The sequence below is a fragment of the candidate division WOR-3 bacterium genome (assembly GCA_029858255.1).
In the GTDB taxonomy this organism is placed as follows: domain Bacteria; phylum Hydrothermota; class Tepidihabitantia; order SM23-42; family SM23-42; genus SM23-42.
Genome location: JAOUFJ010000015.1, coordinates 1 through 15,532 on the forward strand (window position 1 = coordinate 1; position 15,532 = coordinate 15,532).

The 15,532-nt window shown below is 49.1% G+C and carries 13 protein-coding genes; 8 read left to right on the plus strand and 5 right to left on the minus strand.

Annotation, left to right across the window (positions count from 1 at the left end; translation table 11 throughout):
• A partial coding sequence (locus OEV79_07545; GenBank protein ID MDH4211287.1) for a M55 family metallopeptidase occupies positions 1-359 on the plus strand: 359 nt, incomplete at its 5' end.
• Between the two features lie 155 nt (positions 360-514).
• On the opposite strand, the gene OEV79_07550 is transcribed toward OEV79_07545, so the two are convergent.
• The 5 genes from OEV79_07550 to OEV79_07570 form a co-directional block, all read right to left on the minus strand.
• Complete coding sequence (locus tag OEV79_07550; protein ID MDH4211288.1) at positions 515-1,738, minus strand: endonuclease Q family protein; 1,224 nt, start codon at positions 1,736-1,738, stop codon at positions 515-517.
• Complete coding sequence (locus OEV79_07555; GenBank protein MDH4211289.1) at positions 1,735-2,487, minus strand: class I SAM-dependent methyltransferase; 753 nt, start codon at positions 2,485-2,487, stop codon at positions 1,735-1,737. The genes OEV79_07550 and OEV79_07555 overlap by 4 nt, the downstream gene beginning before the upstream one ends.
• On the minus strand, positions 2,468-3,931 hold the full coding sequence (gene guaB / locus OEV79_07560) for an IMP dehydrogenase (protein MDH4211290.1): 1,464 nt from the start codon (positions 3,929-3,931) through the stop codon (positions 2,468-2,470). Before guaB ends, OEV79_07555 begins: the two co-directional genes overlap by 20 nt.
• A 252-nt stretch (positions 3,932-4,183) precedes the next feature.
• Positions 4,184-4,564 carry a DUF3887 domain-containing protein gene (locus tag OEV79_07565; GenBank protein MDH4211291.1) on the minus strand — a complete coding sequence of 127 codons (381 nt, stop codon included), beginning with the start codon at positions 4,562-4,564 and terminating at the stop codon, positions 4,184-4,186.
• Entirely contained in the window at positions 4,561-4,683 is a 123-nt protein-coding gene (locus OEV79_07570; GenBank protein ID MDH4211292.1) for a hypothetical protein, read from the minus strand. Before OEV79_07570 ends, OEV79_07565 begins: the two co-directional genes overlap by 4 nt.
• 157 nt (positions 4,684-4,840) lie before the next feature.
• Between OEV79_07570 and OEV79_07575 the strand changes: the two genes are divergently transcribed.
• The 7 genes from OEV79_07575 (at position 4,841) to OEV79_07605 (ending at position 15,422) form a co-directional block, all read left to right on the plus strand.
• On the plus strand, positions 4,841-5,851 hold the full coding sequence (locus OEV79_07575; protein MDH4211293.1) for a hypothetical protein: 1,011 nt from the start codon (positions 4,841-4,843) through the stop codon (positions 5,849-5,851).
• Positions 5,848-7,044, plus strand: coding sequence for a hypothetical protein (locus tag OEV79_07580; protein MDH4211294.1), 1,197 nt, complete (start codon positions 5,848-5,850; stop codon positions 7,042-7,044). The genes OEV79_07575 and OEV79_07580 overlap by 4 nt, the downstream gene beginning before the upstream one ends.
• A gap of 208 nt (positions 7,045-7,252) precedes the next feature.
• Positions 7,253-8,572 carry a DUF362 domain-containing protein gene (locus OEV79_07585; GenBank protein ID MDH4211295.1) on the plus strand — a complete coding sequence of 440 codons (1,320 nt, stop codon included), beginning with the start codon at positions 7,253-7,255 and terminating at the stop codon, positions 8,570-8,572.
• Positions 8,573-8,580: 8 nt separating this feature from the next.
• Entirely contained in the window at positions 8,581-9,141 is a 561-nt protein-coding gene (locus OEV79_07590; GenBank protein ID MDH4211296.1) for a hypothetical protein, read from the plus strand.
• 1 nt (position 9,142) lies between these two features.
• Positions 9,143-10,054 (plus strand): DUF362 domain-containing protein, encoded by a 912-nt coding sequence (locus OEV79_07595; GenBank protein ID MDH4211297.1) that lies wholly within the window; start codon positions 9,143-9,145, stop codon positions 10,052-10,054.
• Between the two features lie 26 nt (positions 10,055-10,080).
• A complete protein-coding gene (locus OEV79_07600; GenBank protein MDH4211298.1) occupies positions 10,081-11,586 on the plus strand; it encodes a 4Fe-4S binding protein in 1,506 nt (501 codons plus the stop codon).
• On the plus strand, positions 11,583-15,422 hold the full coding sequence (locus tag OEV79_07605) for a hypothetical protein (protein ID MDH4211299.1): 3,840 nt from the start codon (positions 11,583-11,585) through the stop codon (positions 15,420-15,422). The genes OEV79_07600 and OEV79_07605 overlap by 4 nt, the downstream gene beginning before the upstream one ends.
• The last annotated feature ends 110 nt before the right edge of the window (positions 15,423-15,532 follow it).

The window sequence follows — 15,532 nt, forward strand, 5'->3', positions numbered from 1 at the left end:
TCAAGGAAGTCAGAAAATTCCTGGGTAAATCTGTTGAGACAGTGATCGCGAAGCGCGGCATCTCGAGGGCAGCGGCGCAATGCCGTCATCCGCAAGATGTCCAGAAAGAGATCTCATTAAAAGCCGCCCGTGCAATTCAAAAGGCAAAGAAGATCAAACCCTTTAAATTCAGATCGCCGATCCGGGCGGAAATCGACCTCGCGAGTTCGCTCGTTGCCGACGCAGTGGAGTTGATACCCGGGGTCAAGAGAATGGACGGAAGAAAGGTTCTGTTCACAGTAAAGAATATCCTGGAGTTCTACCACATGCTGCGGCTTGTATGTAGTCTCGGCATGTACGTGAACTTGGTAGAAAAATAAGCCCCGGGGACAGGCATACACTTTTTACACTTTTTCTGCTTCGCAGATCGACTTTCCGATTCTATCATTAAAGAAATACACGAAAAATAAGGAAATCTGGTCCCGCAAGCGGGTCAATTATCAAAAATTAATAAAAGTGTATGCCTGTCCCCGGGTTAGAAGAGGCTCATCTGGGATTCGGTCGGCTTTTCTTCTTCGAATATTCTAACCGTGCCGAATTCACCGTCATAACCCGGTTTTATTATTAGATCACCGCGCCGCGTCTTGTCGACACCGAGCGCGATCCGTTCCTGCGCATTGTTCTGCAATTCCCCGACCGGCACGTTGAGCAGTATCTCGAATTCGTTGCCAAAGATACCGCACAGCCGGCGGTACTCGTTCTTCACGCCGACCGTATCCCGACCAACACCCATTGCCTCGGCAATGATCTCTTCAAGGGGAATGAGATTCTTATATGGTACGGCATTCTCCGGAACAAATCCTTCATCGCGATCGCCCAGGGTCTCGACGCGGTGGAGAACTCCGATCGTGAGGCTGCGCGAACACACCGGACACAGATTGTTGTTGAACCGGGATTCGCGCGGTGACAGGCGCACATCACACTTCCGGTGGCCGTCATAATGGTATTTACCCTCTTCGGGATAGAATTCGATCGTGTAGAGAAATATCTCGCGGTCTTTGTTCTTGAGCACATCACGAAGCTCGAAGTAATTCAATTCTTTGCTGAAGACGTTCACTTCCCGACCCAAACGCGTCGGTGAGTGGGCATCCGAATTCGATATCAAGGTATAGTCATCAAGGACCGAAAGACGCCAGTTCATCGACGGGTCTGAAGATAATCCGGTTTCCACTGCGAAGATCCGGTCCTTCAATTCCCCGAAGCATTCATCGATCGAATCAAAGCCGGAATTCGAGCCGAACAGCGAGAACCACGGCGTCCAGATATGTGCCGGCACGAGAAAAATGTCCGGGGATATATCGAGCAGCGCTTTGAGCATATCATAGGTGTCAAGTGACAATATGGGCCTGCCGTCAGATGCCAGTTTTCCGTACCGGCCGACATACGTGGTGATCTTTTCGACCGTCTCAAAATCAGGTGCGAAGATTATATTATGCAGCCGGCGGAGTTTCCCGTCCCTCGTATATATATTATTCACCTCAACGTTCAATACGAATTTCACACCATCATATTCATAAACGCCGTCGCGTTGTTTCAGATATTTTTTCAGTTCTTTCACCCACTCCGGATGCGTGAAATCTGCCGTTCCGACCATGCCGATGCCTTTAAGTTTCGCGTATTCGGCGATCTTCGGAATGATCATCTCCTTTGATGTTGCGCGCGAATAGCGCGAATGTATGTGCAGATCCGCTATCATCATTTTCTCGCCACCCCCATGATACGTAAATCAAGTTCCGTGGCCGGTGTGAACGTGAGATGCCGGTAAAGGGAGAAGTTGAAACCTGCCTCACCGAGCAATTCCTCGATCGCGAACAGCTGATAACCTCGCTCCTGATGGAATTCCTTGAGGACGATCTCCTGGCCGTTGCGGCGTACATGAAGTGTTATGTTTAATGAAGAGACGTTCTGGATCGGATTGTAATTATTGGTCCAGACCGAAAACAAACTTTCGTCGCGCCGTTGAAAACTGTTGTTGCCCCACTCATCGCGCAGTGAATGTATCGTATTCATGTCAAAGACAAAAACACCGTCGGAACGCAACGCGTCGTGCACGCGCCGGAAGCAGCTGAGCAGTTCGGCTTCGGTCAACAGATAGTTCAGGCTATCATAGAGACACGTGATCACCGGCACTTGCCGCGCCAGTTTGAAAGTCCGCATGTCACCGTTGATCAGCAAGGCATTGCCCTGCCCGGCCAGTTTTTCCCGACAAACCTCAAGCATGGCAAGGGATTTATCCAGACCAACAACACGATAGCCATTTCTGGACCAGAGCTCGAGACAGACACCGGTACCGCATGCCAGGTCGAGAATGGATTTTTCTTTCACATCGCTCATCTGGATTATTTTTTCGATAAAGGCGACCCAGCTTGGGTAGTTCACAAATGACATCAATTTATCGTAGTACGGTGCGATCGTCGCGAACGGCGTGCTACATGAGTTTGATTTCATAATTGGGCGATTCTTTGGTTATTGTAATGTCATGCGGATGACTCTCTCTCAACCCGGCAACGCTGATCCTCACAAATTTAGCTTTTGCCCGTAGCTCTTTGATGGTCTTTGCTCCACAATAACCCAAGCCCTGCTTAACACCACCTACGAGTTGGAAGATTACCTCTCTTACCAGTCCCCGGTACGGCACACGCCCTTCGACACCTTCGGGCACGAATTTCTTGGCGCCCTCCTGAAAGTAGCGGTCGGCCGACCCGCGGGACATCGCACCCAGCGAACCCATTGCCCGGTACTCCTTGTAGCGGCGCCCCTCAAGCAATATTGTCTGCCCGGGACTCTCTTCGGTTCCGGCAAAAAGATTACCGGTCATGACCGAGGACGACCCGAACGCAAGAGCCTTGACGATGTCGCCCGAATATCTGATACCACCGTCGGCAATGACCGGGATACCTTTTTTGGCAGCAACCCTGGCACATTCGAGGATCGCGCTGATCTGGGGAACGCCGATCCCGGCAACGACGCGCGTCGTGCATATCGATCCGGGCCCGATGCCGACTTTTATCGCATCGACATTCAAGCCGACCAACTCCCTCGCCGCTTCAGCGGTGCCGATATTGCCGACAACCAGCTGCACCTTGCCGAATTTCTTCTTGATACGCCTGGTCAATTCGATGACGCACTTGGAATGGGCATGCGCGGTGTCGATAACGATCGCATCAACCCCGGCCTCCACCAGGGCAGCGGCACGCTCCTCGGTCCTTTGGTCAGTACCAATCCCCGCGGCACAACGCAGTCTGCCCATCTTATCGATGGTCGCGTTCGGATGCTCCATTTTTTTTATGATATCCTTTACAGTAATAAGACCCTTCAGTCTTCCGGCACGATCGACAATGGGCAACTTTTCGATACGGTATTTCTTCAATATCTTCTGGGCCTTTTCCAGACTCGTACCTTCGGGCGCGGTGATGAGCTTCTCATGGGTCATGAATTCTTTGACTTTGCGACCGAGGTTCTTTTCGAAGATAATATCGCGGTTGGTCAGAATACCCACGATTTTTTTGCCCTTGTCGACGACGACGACGCCGGAAATAGAATATTTGTCCATCAGGTCTTTTACCAGACGGATCGGCGATTCCTCATCGACCGTTATCGGGTTCATGATCATACCGCTCTCCGCGCGCTTTACTTTCTTGACCTCTACCTGCTGTTCCTCGATGGTCATGTTCTTATGAATGACCCCGATACCGCCTTCCTGAGCAAGGGCTATTGCCATTACCGATTCGGTTACCGTATCCATTGCCGCACTGACAATTGGCACGTTCAGCTTGATATTTCGGGAGAATTTAGTTGCGACACTGCATTCGTTGGGCAGGACTTCAGAATATTGCGGGATTAATAAAACATCATCAAATGTGAGACCTTCTTTTATATTTACGCTTACCATTAACAATTATAATGATTTTTCTCTATCCGTCAAGGAAAAAAGCAAAACAGAGATTCACGCCTTGGGGCGCGGCAACGTATCATCCAGCTGTGGGGTCAGGTCTTGACTATTGACAAAAGTAGCCCAATGTCTGAAACACTCATCAAATCGTCCGTATAGTACACCTTAGCTCAACAACGCTGTACCCAGATTTGTCAATAGTCAAGACCTGACCCCATAACCCAATCAAAGTGGAACAACCTGGTTGTTCCACTACGGGACGAACCAGAGCCCTGAAACCTCCTTGTTTGTGTTGTAAACGACCTTGACATTCACCTTCCCTTTCTCGAATTCGCAGGTCACGTAGGCAACGTCATATCCCTGCTCCTTTTTCTGGTTGACTTCGGCGATCTTTTGGAACGGGCCGACCTGCAGCTCCAGGGATTGCCATGCTTCGGCGATCTTATCCTCCGGCATTGCGCCCTTCATGGTTCCGTCGAATGTCGCGAAAACTCCGGCGTAGTTGCCGCTGGCGAGCATCTCGACGAACTGCCTGCCCGGACCCGTGATGTCTGGCGCTCCGGCTTGCTGACCCTGGTCACAGGCAAGAAAACATGCAACGAGTAGCACAATAAAAGCAATCGACAATTTCATCCTACCTCCTTTTCTTTTTTCGCGACAAAAACTTCAAAGAAAATATCCTGCATGATCTTGAAAATGGTTTTTCTCAATGATTGAATTGCATTATGTCGTTGTGTGTTCTCTCGGGTCATTTCGCTTTTCTTTTCATTATAATATGCATATCAAAATATGTCAACACTGCAGGTAGGGTAAATCAAATGCAACTTGGTGATTGACAGACACGGGATCAAACATATAATTTATTGCTCGATTTCAGTAGAGTTTGTGAATATAATGTAGGAGGTTATTATGTACGTTAAAATAAGACCCGCCATCCCAATGATCTCATTGCTGATTTTAATTCTTGTGATCATCAACTGCAAGCATGAATACCCACCTTTTGACGAATATGAAGTGGTTGGCTTTGTGCCAGTTGATTCAGTGACGTATGGTATGCTCTTCGCCAATGGTGAACGCCTCTTTGCCTTATACGATACTACATTTAACTACAATCCGGGTCCGTTGCTGCGGGAATACAGTCTCCAGGACCCAACAAATCCAACGCTGCAGAACGTTGAATTGCTCTACCTTCCACCTTCTTTGATTTTCAGAAAGCATCAAGACAGCCTTGTATTCTATAGGATGTCATATTACGATTTGTTAATATTGAATCTCAATACACTTGAGACTCATAGCCTGTATCTTGGATATAACGTGCAGGACATTGTCCACCGAGAGCATTTTCTCTTTGTCAGCACGTACGATGGATTACGTGTACTGGATATATCAAACCTACCTGACTATGTCGAGGTCTTCAACGATTCAATATATCGTTACGGCGCTTTTCTCACCTTGAGAGACACGATATTACTCGACATGTATGAATCCAATGACCACTACCGGGCCAAGATGTGGAATATAAAAAATGCGGAAAACCCCCAGATCATCTTTGAGGGTGAGTTGCCCGGCGTGTATTATCTGGCATACGGTCCAGCAATGACCGAACAGTACATAATCATTTTTGACCACTACGCCGTTCATCGCTACCGCCATGACACGTATGACACGTTGATTTACGAAGACATGCTCTACATCGACCAGAGCTATAGTAGTCCAAAAACCTCAGACTCGCTCATATATCTGCTCTACCAAGGAAACCGTATAGGTATAATACAAATGGACGATTTCGACGCCGAGCAGATCACGATCAGCGGAGATTACTGGAATTATCAAATGCTATCCTTCGAGATATTCGAAGAAACTATCTATGTTCTAGTGAGAAGACAGGGCATCCATATCCTACAGAGGAGGGCATCATGAAAAGAGCGATCTTTATTACGCTCATCCTGTTCTGTAGTATGCAAGCGATCGAGTATTCCCACCGTATCATTGCGCTGGGCACAGATCTTGCCGATCTCGTTCCTGATTACGAAACCGATCTATACCGGAATCCGCAGATCTTAGATAGAACCCTTGCCGGCATATCCTACAAGCCGGGGTATTCATACAGATACTGGATTTTTCCTTACCCTCCTTTTTACATATATGTATTTCCGACGCCGATTTCACTGAATCTTTTGACAAACAATCTCGGCATTATGGGTGAGTACTGGTTCGATTACAGCCACGATTTGGAGCCAGATGCGTACGGATGGCTGTCTTCTACCTTTCAGGCGTACCGGGTCCAGGACCTGTGGATGTCACGGATCAAGAAGACGGTCATCAACATCTATAATGATCTCGATTACTCGAAAATCGAATCAACCAATTCAACGAATGCAACTTCGACAGACCGCGATCTCGAATACATAATAGGAACACAGACCGCGTTCAACGTCAGAAAAAACCTGACTCTGGACATAAAGATCGGATTCGGGTTTTACGAGCACAAGAGTGAGCTTAGCGATTACGCATTCTATAATCAGCGTGTCAATCTCGGGCTGGCGCGTATCGGGCTATTCTGTAGAAAGGTGACGGCGTCCAATGATTTCTCTTCGTGGTACTTTGATGTCGGCAGTCCTCTGTCCAATACCGAAATCGACTCGATACCGTATTCACTGTATTCTTCTGTGTTCGAAGACGAGCACGTGTTCATGCTGGCAGCAAAGACACTGGTCTGGCGCTTGGGTTTTGCCAGAGCGATACCAGTCACGCGCACCGGCATGCTCGTCATCGGATTGAAGAACGCCTTCCTCATACAGAGCACCGGGAATGTCGCAGCCGGAACGGGGCTGCGCGGTATACAGAACACAATATCCTTGCCGTTAGGCATGGAACATTTAATCGGTACTGTAACTCTCCGCTTTGGTGCAAAGTTCTTCTACGATTTCAGACATAACCGTGAAGCGAGCGAAGATTCTGTCGCGGTACAGAATATCAGCCACGATCTCAATTACGACTATTCGTTCGGTTTCGGCTGGAAACCGCACAAGAAACTCACGCTCGACCTGTACAATACCGGAGACCTCGGGTATTTGCAGAACTGGGCTGTCTATTTGAAATACGAATTTTAGAAAATACTGAAGAATATTTAATATACCGGTAGTACAGAAACGGCAAACAACAGCGGTAGAAACGGCACATTAATTCAAGTAAAAAATTTAGAGTATGTCATACATGTCGAAATGCCGACATGTTGTAGGCATGCTGTATTGGAATCACCCGCCCTTATTTATTGACAATCACTGGTTTCCGATTAGAATATGTGTCCATGGGGGTTTCATGAAGGATATTACAAGACGAGATTTCATAAAATATTGTGGTGTCGGCGCACTCGGGCTGGTGTTGAAGCCGAATCTGATCTACGGCAGGACACCAGGCGGTCAGCGTGCGAGTGATGTAATACAGTGCTTTGATGAAAACGCTACTAGCGGCAGTACGATCAACGAGCCAATCGTCCAAACGATGATGGACGCTTCGATAAAACAACTGACCGGGATCACTGACGTCGGCGAGGCCTGGAAATCGGTTTTCCCGGGCATCACCGAGAACAGCGTCATCAGCATCAAAGTAAATGCTATAAATGAATACTTGCCGACCCATCCTGAGTTCGTAAACTGCATTATCAACGGCCTCATCAAGATGCAGTTCGGAAGCCAGTTCTTCAAGAGAAATAACGTAATAATTTGGGACTGCACGAACTATGACCTTACCGAGGGCGGTTACACAATTTATGACGGCAGCGACCCGAATACGGCACGTTGTTTCGGCACGAACCATTCAGGGCTCGGCTACAATTATTCAATGCCCTTCAACGTTGACGGCGTGACCAGTTACGCCAGCCGCATACTGACTGACATGACCGATTATCTGATCAATGCCGCGGTCCTGAAAGACCATAACGGCGCACAAGTGACCCTGACCATGAAGAATCATTACGGCTCGGTCAATAATCCCGGGTCATTACATAACGGCGTGTCCTACACCTGCGATCCCGATATCGCGGCACTCAATCAGCAAATACGCGATGTTATTGTTCCCAATAATATCCAGAAGATATTCATCATAGACGGCCTTTACGCCAAAATCTACTGGGGGCCAAATGGCCCTCCCAACTTTATTCCCAACAAAATGCTAATGAGTTTTGATACAGTAGCTTGCGACTGGCAGGGACAGATCCTGATAAATGAGATAAGAAGCAGCCAACAGTGGCCCACGATTTCCGCTCCTCATATTCTAACTGCAGAATCATACCCGTATAATCTCGGCACGACCGACGTCAACCTCATCGAGATCAACAATCCTTCCGGCACACAAGAACTGAAAGAACATACGCCGTTCAACGGTACGGTAAAAATTACACCCAATCCTTTCCGCGGGAGAACGACGATAAAGTTCTCTGCGGCTACAGCAGCACCAGTGCATATCGACTTGATCGACCCTGCCGGCCGTGTCACTGACAGGATCTTCGCCGGTAACCTGCCTTCGGGCGATCATCGGATCGATTATATAATGAAGAAAAAAATCGCCGCCGGGAACTATTTCATCAGGATCTATAACAACAGCGGCAGTTCCCTCAAAAAAGTTACTATCTTCAATTAGGAGGTAACATGAAGAAATTTATGCCTTTACTTATTTCATTATCACTTTTGCTCTTATGCACGCAAGAAGAAGGTCCCACCATGATCGACGTCGTGGATTTAATACCACAGAATGACGAGATCAGTGGCTGGACAAGAGACGGCGCCATGGAGGTCGCGGAGAACGAGACACAACTTTACGCCCTGATCAACGGCGAAGGCGTTGTCTACCTCGATAATGGTTTTGTTAAATGTGCATTCCAGGAATTCGTGGGTGACGTTCTGGGCAGTCAACGCAGCCTTCTGCTCCGTGCTTTTGACATGGGCGACACCCTCAATGCATACGCTGTGTATCATGACAGCCGCATTGAAACCGGCGTCGAAGTACCCTGGACCGAAACCGGGCACGCGGGCATTGAGGCGCGAATTGAATCAACCATCCTGTATCACAAAATTGAATTCTGGGAAAAAAGATTCCACATTGAAATCACCATAGACGATGGATCACCAGAGGCGCTCAACTTCGCCAAACTGTTCGCCCTCAACGTCTCAGATGCAATCAAAAGGACGACCGGCGATCCGGAGGATTAGCATGGACAAGATCACGCGCAGGGAATTCATCAAGATCGGTGCCGGCGCGGCGCTCGTCACCCTGCTGCCAAAATCACTGATCCATGCCGAGAAGAAAAACATGCCGGTCATCGGTGTTGCCGAAGGCGATAACTCAAAGCTGGTCAAGGCGGCGGTAGATCTCGTTGGCGGGATCGACAAATTCATGAAACCGGGTGATGTCGTCTGCATAAAGCCCAACCTTTCTTTTGCCTCGAACATCGACTGCGGAGCAACCACTGACCCGGATATAGTAAAACAGATGGTCCAGCTGTGCCTGGATGCCGGCGCATCAAGGATCATCGTTCTCGACCACACGATCCACGAGGCAACGCTCTGCGTGGAACGCAGCCGCATCGAAGAGGCGATCATCGATAAGAAGGTCAGCCTCGTGACCCTACAGCAAGAACGCCAGTATGCAGAAGTTGACGTTCCAAATGGCAAGGAACTGAACAAGATCCAGGTTGCCAAGGCAATACAGAATGCCAATCTGCTCGTCAACATGCCGACGGCAAAGTCGCACTCAGCGACCGGCGTGAGTCTTGGCCTGAAAGGCCTAATGGGGCTGATATGGGACCGTGGTTATCTCCACCGTGTGAACATTGACCGGGCAATTGCCGAACTGGGCACCGTGATCAAGCCTGACCTCACCGTGGTCGACGCAACACGCGCCCTTACAACCGGCGGACCAGGCGGACCGGGCAAAACGGTCGTTCTCAATAAGGTAGTTGCGGGCATCGACCCAGTCGCGGTTGATTCTTACACCGTCGGACTTGCCCAGTGGTACAAGAAATCCTGGACCGGAAAACAGGTAAAGCATATTCGGGCTGCTGCCGATCTTGGGCTCGGTGAAATCGATACCGCGAACATGCAGATCAAGCAAGCCAAAGTCTAACCGGCGAGGACAGAACCCAGAGGCAGGTGAAACTGCGGATAAAGAGAGCACGGATAATCCGGTGGACAATTCAGATACTCTTTCTTGGCTTGTTCATCGCCGCTTTCATTCAAACCCGCTACAGCGTACCAGTAACTTTTCAAAATCTCTTCTTTAAGTTCGACCCTTTAATTCTCTTAGTCGTCAGCATCGCATACCGCACGTTCATTACCGCGGCCATTTTGTCTTTGCTGATCGTCGCGGCGACAATATTTTTCGGCCGTTTCTTCTGCGGATTTGTATGCCCGCTCGGCACGACGATTGATATTTTCGATGTTTTCGTCAAAAAGCGGAAAAAAACAGAACCGTTATTGCGGAACGGCAAATATCTCACCTTGATCTTTTTGTTGATTGCCGCAGGACTCGGGATTTCATTCCTCCACTTCCTCGATCCTCTCGCGATCTTCGAAAGAACATTGACACTGGTTTTCTATCCAGCGGCCATGTACATCTCCAGCATTTTTAATATCGGAGTAAGAACCTTCTACACTGAATCAGCGATCGCTGTGGCGCTGTTCTCTTTAATTCTCGGTCTGAATTTTATCAACCGGAGATTCTGGTGCCGCAATGCCTGTCCGCTGGGCGGCTTGCTTGCTCTATTATCAAAGTCCGCGGTCTTCAAGTTTTCGTTTGCCGAAGGCTGCACAGAGTGCGGAATATGCGAAAAGGTCTGCCCGACGGATGCCATTTCCATCGAGAAGATGAAAGTTGATTCCGGTGAATGCATAGACTGCCTCAGATGCTTGTATGAATGTCCGCAGAATGTTTTGGAGTACAAGATTTCACTAGCACCCTCGTATCTCGACCTTAGCCGTCGACAATTGATCGGCGCCCTGGGCGCCAGCATTATCGTCGCTCCGCTCGCCAACTCGCTGTTGCATAGAAGACTCTCGGGACGGCTGATCCGTCCTCCAGGATCGATCCCGGAACCCGATTTCCTCGACACATGCATACACTGCGGCAAGTGCATGAAGGTATGTCCGACGAACGGCCTGCAGCCGTGTATACTGGAAGCAGGTGTGAACGGGCTCTGGACACCAAGACTCGCTGCCCGGATCGGCGGATGTGAAAAGAACTGTAATATGTGCGGGCAAATATGCCCCACCTCGGCGATCAGAAACCTCTCGCCGGAAGAGAAAACCTATGCCAAGATGGGAACGGCGGTCATCGACCGTGCGCGGTGCATTGCCTGGGAGCAGGACCGGGTTTGCCTGATCTGTGACGAAGCCTGCCCCTATGCTGCCATCAGTTCGCTCAGCGAAACGGTCCGCAATACGACACTGCTCAGGCCTTTCATAGACGAACAGATTTGTACGGGATGCGGACTTTGCGAGGCGCGCTGCCCGATCGAAGGACGTGCCGCTATCGAGGTCTACTCCATTGGCGAAGAGCGCATGCGGCGCGGCTCCTACATCACGGAGGAAAAAATCAGACTGCGCGCGTGTGAGGAGAAGGAAGAAGACTTACCGTCCGGCTTCATCATCGACAATTGATACCCGTCCTCTTATTTCTCCTCGGTTTTTCACAAAAGCAGATCGCAAACAATCCCATAATACTTGACGGCATTGAAAGCCGATACGCATCGGAATACATCCTTACGACGACTCCGCTTGGTATCTACAATTTTGACCGGAGTTCAAGGACATGGAAGAGCATCACGACAGCCCATGGTCTGCCTGACAACGAAGTCCATATTGTTGGTCTCGATCAGGGGATTCTCTGGGTCGCAACAGGAAAAGGACTGGCTTCGGCTGACATCCGGCTGAATGACTGGATCACATATGAAATGCCCGGCACCGTGAAAGGCCTATCCTTCGACGAGAGTTACGCCTGGGTCACGGGTGATTTCGGATTGAAAAGATTCGATAAGTATGCGGAAATCTGGGAGGGCATCGATGACACACCGGCCGAGGATATACTCTTTGACAAGAATTTTCTGTGGATCGCCACAGCGCACGCCATTCTCAGGTACAATCGTGAATTCGAGAGGATCGAAGAAATGTATGCGGCACCCAAACATGAATATTACTACATCATCGACACCAAATCGAGAATCTGGTTCCTGGCCGAGGAAAATTTCGTAGCATATGAGAAAAGCACGGAAGCATGGACAGAGTATGCTTCAATGAGAGTGGACGATTACGCAACTCTTGATGATTCTCTTTTCGTGGTCAGCGATAAACGGGTTCTTCTATATAACCCGACCACCAACAGCTGGGGAACACTGATCGAAGTAGAAGGACTTGGCAATATAAACGGCATATCCATCAGCCCGAAGACATCGAATAAAATTTCATTCGCCACAGACCAGGGATTGCTGCTGTATGACCTGGTCGAGAAAACGCAGGTCGTGCATAACCGCACCAACGGCATGTTCAATGATACGATAGCCGATGTTTACGAAGCACCCGGTTACCTCTTCGCGATCGGTCCACGCAGCATACAATATTATGATAAGAGTACCGGTATCTGGCAGATCGAAGAGTTGATCCCGGTTGAGGGCATCAGTGCAAAAATTCTGAGCTATGACGAAGCCGGGTTGCATCTAAACGCGATCGATGACATTGATGTACGGCTGCAGGGCAGGGCATACTACTCGGTTTTTGGAACCATCAGGGACAGCCTGGAATGGAATGACTACTCGACGATAAATCTGCGCCTGATCGGCCAGCATGCGAGCAACCGCATGATATCTATTTATTATGATGATACAGACAAGGAAGATACACTGTATGGTTTCGGTTACCGTGGCCTCGAAACCGATTTTCTCTACCGCGCAAACGGAGGCTTCATCGAATCCGAGTACTACGAATTCAATCTGGTACCCGAATTCTCAACATTCGGAGCAAATGCAAGATTACGCCACAGTGCGCACAGCCTGATGGTACAGGGAGGACAGCTGAGATCCAGTCATCAAAATGATTTTTTCTACGGACGCTCGTTCGAACGCGATACCACCATACAGGATATTCATTATTCCAGGAACACGTTCTATAGAATACCCCAGGGAAATACCGTAACACGCAACGGGACGGACACGATATTCGTGGATGACCGCCTGCAGGAAACGAACTCGATCGCCACCAGAGCAGGATACACTATCGCGGGCATCACCGGTGATTTTGACCCTCTAATTAATGGCTTCGATTACTTCATTGATTACGAGAACGGTATCCTGCAGCTCCTCCGTCCGGTAGGTGATGATTTTGTGGTCGTCCTCAAGGCTGACGGACAGGAGATCATCATACAATCCGATCTGATACGTGACAACGTGCTCTTGAATGTATACGCGCTCGGGCCGGACATAGTACCGGGTTCTCTGGAACTCAGTATATTCGATACCCTGGGTGCAGCGCATCCTCTTAGCGAATTCGGGATCGATAACAACGGCGACGGCCTGGTCGACGCGGAGTTCATCAGTTACCGGCTCGGCTATCTGATGTTCCCGCAGGAACGGCCGTTCCCGGACGAGGTCTACGACCAGCAGCTGAACGTGTATACAATTGATTACAGGTTCCTGACCCAGTCGGTCTTCTATTCACTAAGCAGACAGCCGGTAATGATAGGTAGCGAAAAGGTTTTTGTGGACGGCGAGCAGGTGACAAGGAATTATCATTACAGCATTGACTACACTTCAGGTACAGTCCTTTTCCTTAGCGACGACGTGGTTTCTGATTTCAGCGAGGTCGAGATACAATATGTGGCCGTGGAAAGAACACGTTCTGATCCGTTCTACTCGGTGCAGCCGAACATCAAGATCGGCGATAATATCAACATCGCGCCGGGTTACAGTGCGATCGATGAAGAGGAAATATTTCACCTTTCCGGCAAGTACCAGAACGGTTCGGCAAAAAATTCGATCGCTGTCGTGCCCCAGGTTGCAGTCAATGAAGATAAGGAATATGCCCAGGACTATCTGCTGGTCGCCAACTACCAGGCGCTGACGCTGAATGCAAACTATCGCGGTTTCTCGGAAGGATTCGAATCGTTCGGATTGAGCGAAAAGCGCTACGGGAATATGGAACACAGCGGCGCGGTTTCGCTCGGTATAGAACCGGTCAACTATGTACGTTTCAACACCAGCGTGAAAAAAGAATGGCTCACAGATTCACTCGACAATTCAAACGAAACCGAATTCATTTCCGGAAGGATAGAGTATTTGAATCCGAGTCTGCCGAACGGATTTTTACTCGCTGCCCGGAATAAACTGCCGGATTATGAAAAGGTCCGTCTTCAATGCAACGCGAATTACAACTTCCAGATGGCCGAGAACAAGGTTCGTCTGACTTCGTCGATCTATAATGATCTCCTCCATTTCAGTGACGACAGCCAGAAAGAAATACTCGGATACACCGTTAACACCAACATCGCACTGAGTTTTCCGGTAAGGGTGGACATCTATGTGCACGGCGTAGACCGTTACGCAGAAGAATATCGGGAAAAGGATGAAAATGAGATCCGTCTCGCCCTGAATATCGACGTGATACCCGGGCTGTACTACACTGGCAATTATCAACAAAAGAAGGAAACCTTCTTCCTGCCGGCGTCCAAGGACATGTCGGTGCGGAGTTATATGTATAACGACCTCAACATCGCGCCGGGCAGCTGGTATTCACCTCTGAGCATTATCAATTTCACACTGGGTACCGGCCAGAATTTTGAAGAGTATCTGGGCAATGTTCCGCTCAGCCGCAAGCTGCCGCTGTTCCTGGTCGGACCGGTCGAGAATGACATTGCCACGCTTTCTGATCTGAGTAATGCCTACGCAAAGATATATTTCAAGCCGCTATCCAATCTCAATCTGCAACTCAAGCGAACTTTAAACCGCAGCGGTACCGCGCGCTACGACACGCCCGTCCTTCGCCGTGGATATGCCGACGAAATAAGGGCAGAATATGAACAGGCGCGAATCGGATTTGTAACGGTTGTCTTTAACCGTGCAGAAAACCGGTTCTATCCTGTGCAGATCACCACGAACACCTACCTCGAATGGATAAGATCCTGGACCGCGCAATTGAGGACAAAATTCAGTGCCAATCACAGAATAGATAAGGATGATTATCAAACCGCTCAAGCCGAAGATTCAGAATCCACCGTAAGAATGGAAACGCTCTGGAGGTTCGGCCGCAGGTCATATGTCAACTTGAGCATCGGCGCAAGGAGACAATATCGATTCGCGAGCGGACTCAGCAATTCAATTCTACCCGGGTGCAGTGTATACCTTAACATGATCGAATTCCTGTATATGCAGTTAGATTATGAAGCGAACGTGCTTATCCACGGGCAAACAACCCATTTACTGTCGGCAAAGATAATGGGATCGTTCTAACACAGAAAACTCGTTTGGCTCGCTAACACCGTTAGTTTCGTTATTTTCGTTAGATCCATTCAACATACGGCGACAGGCATACACTTTTTACACTTTTGTACATCAAAGGC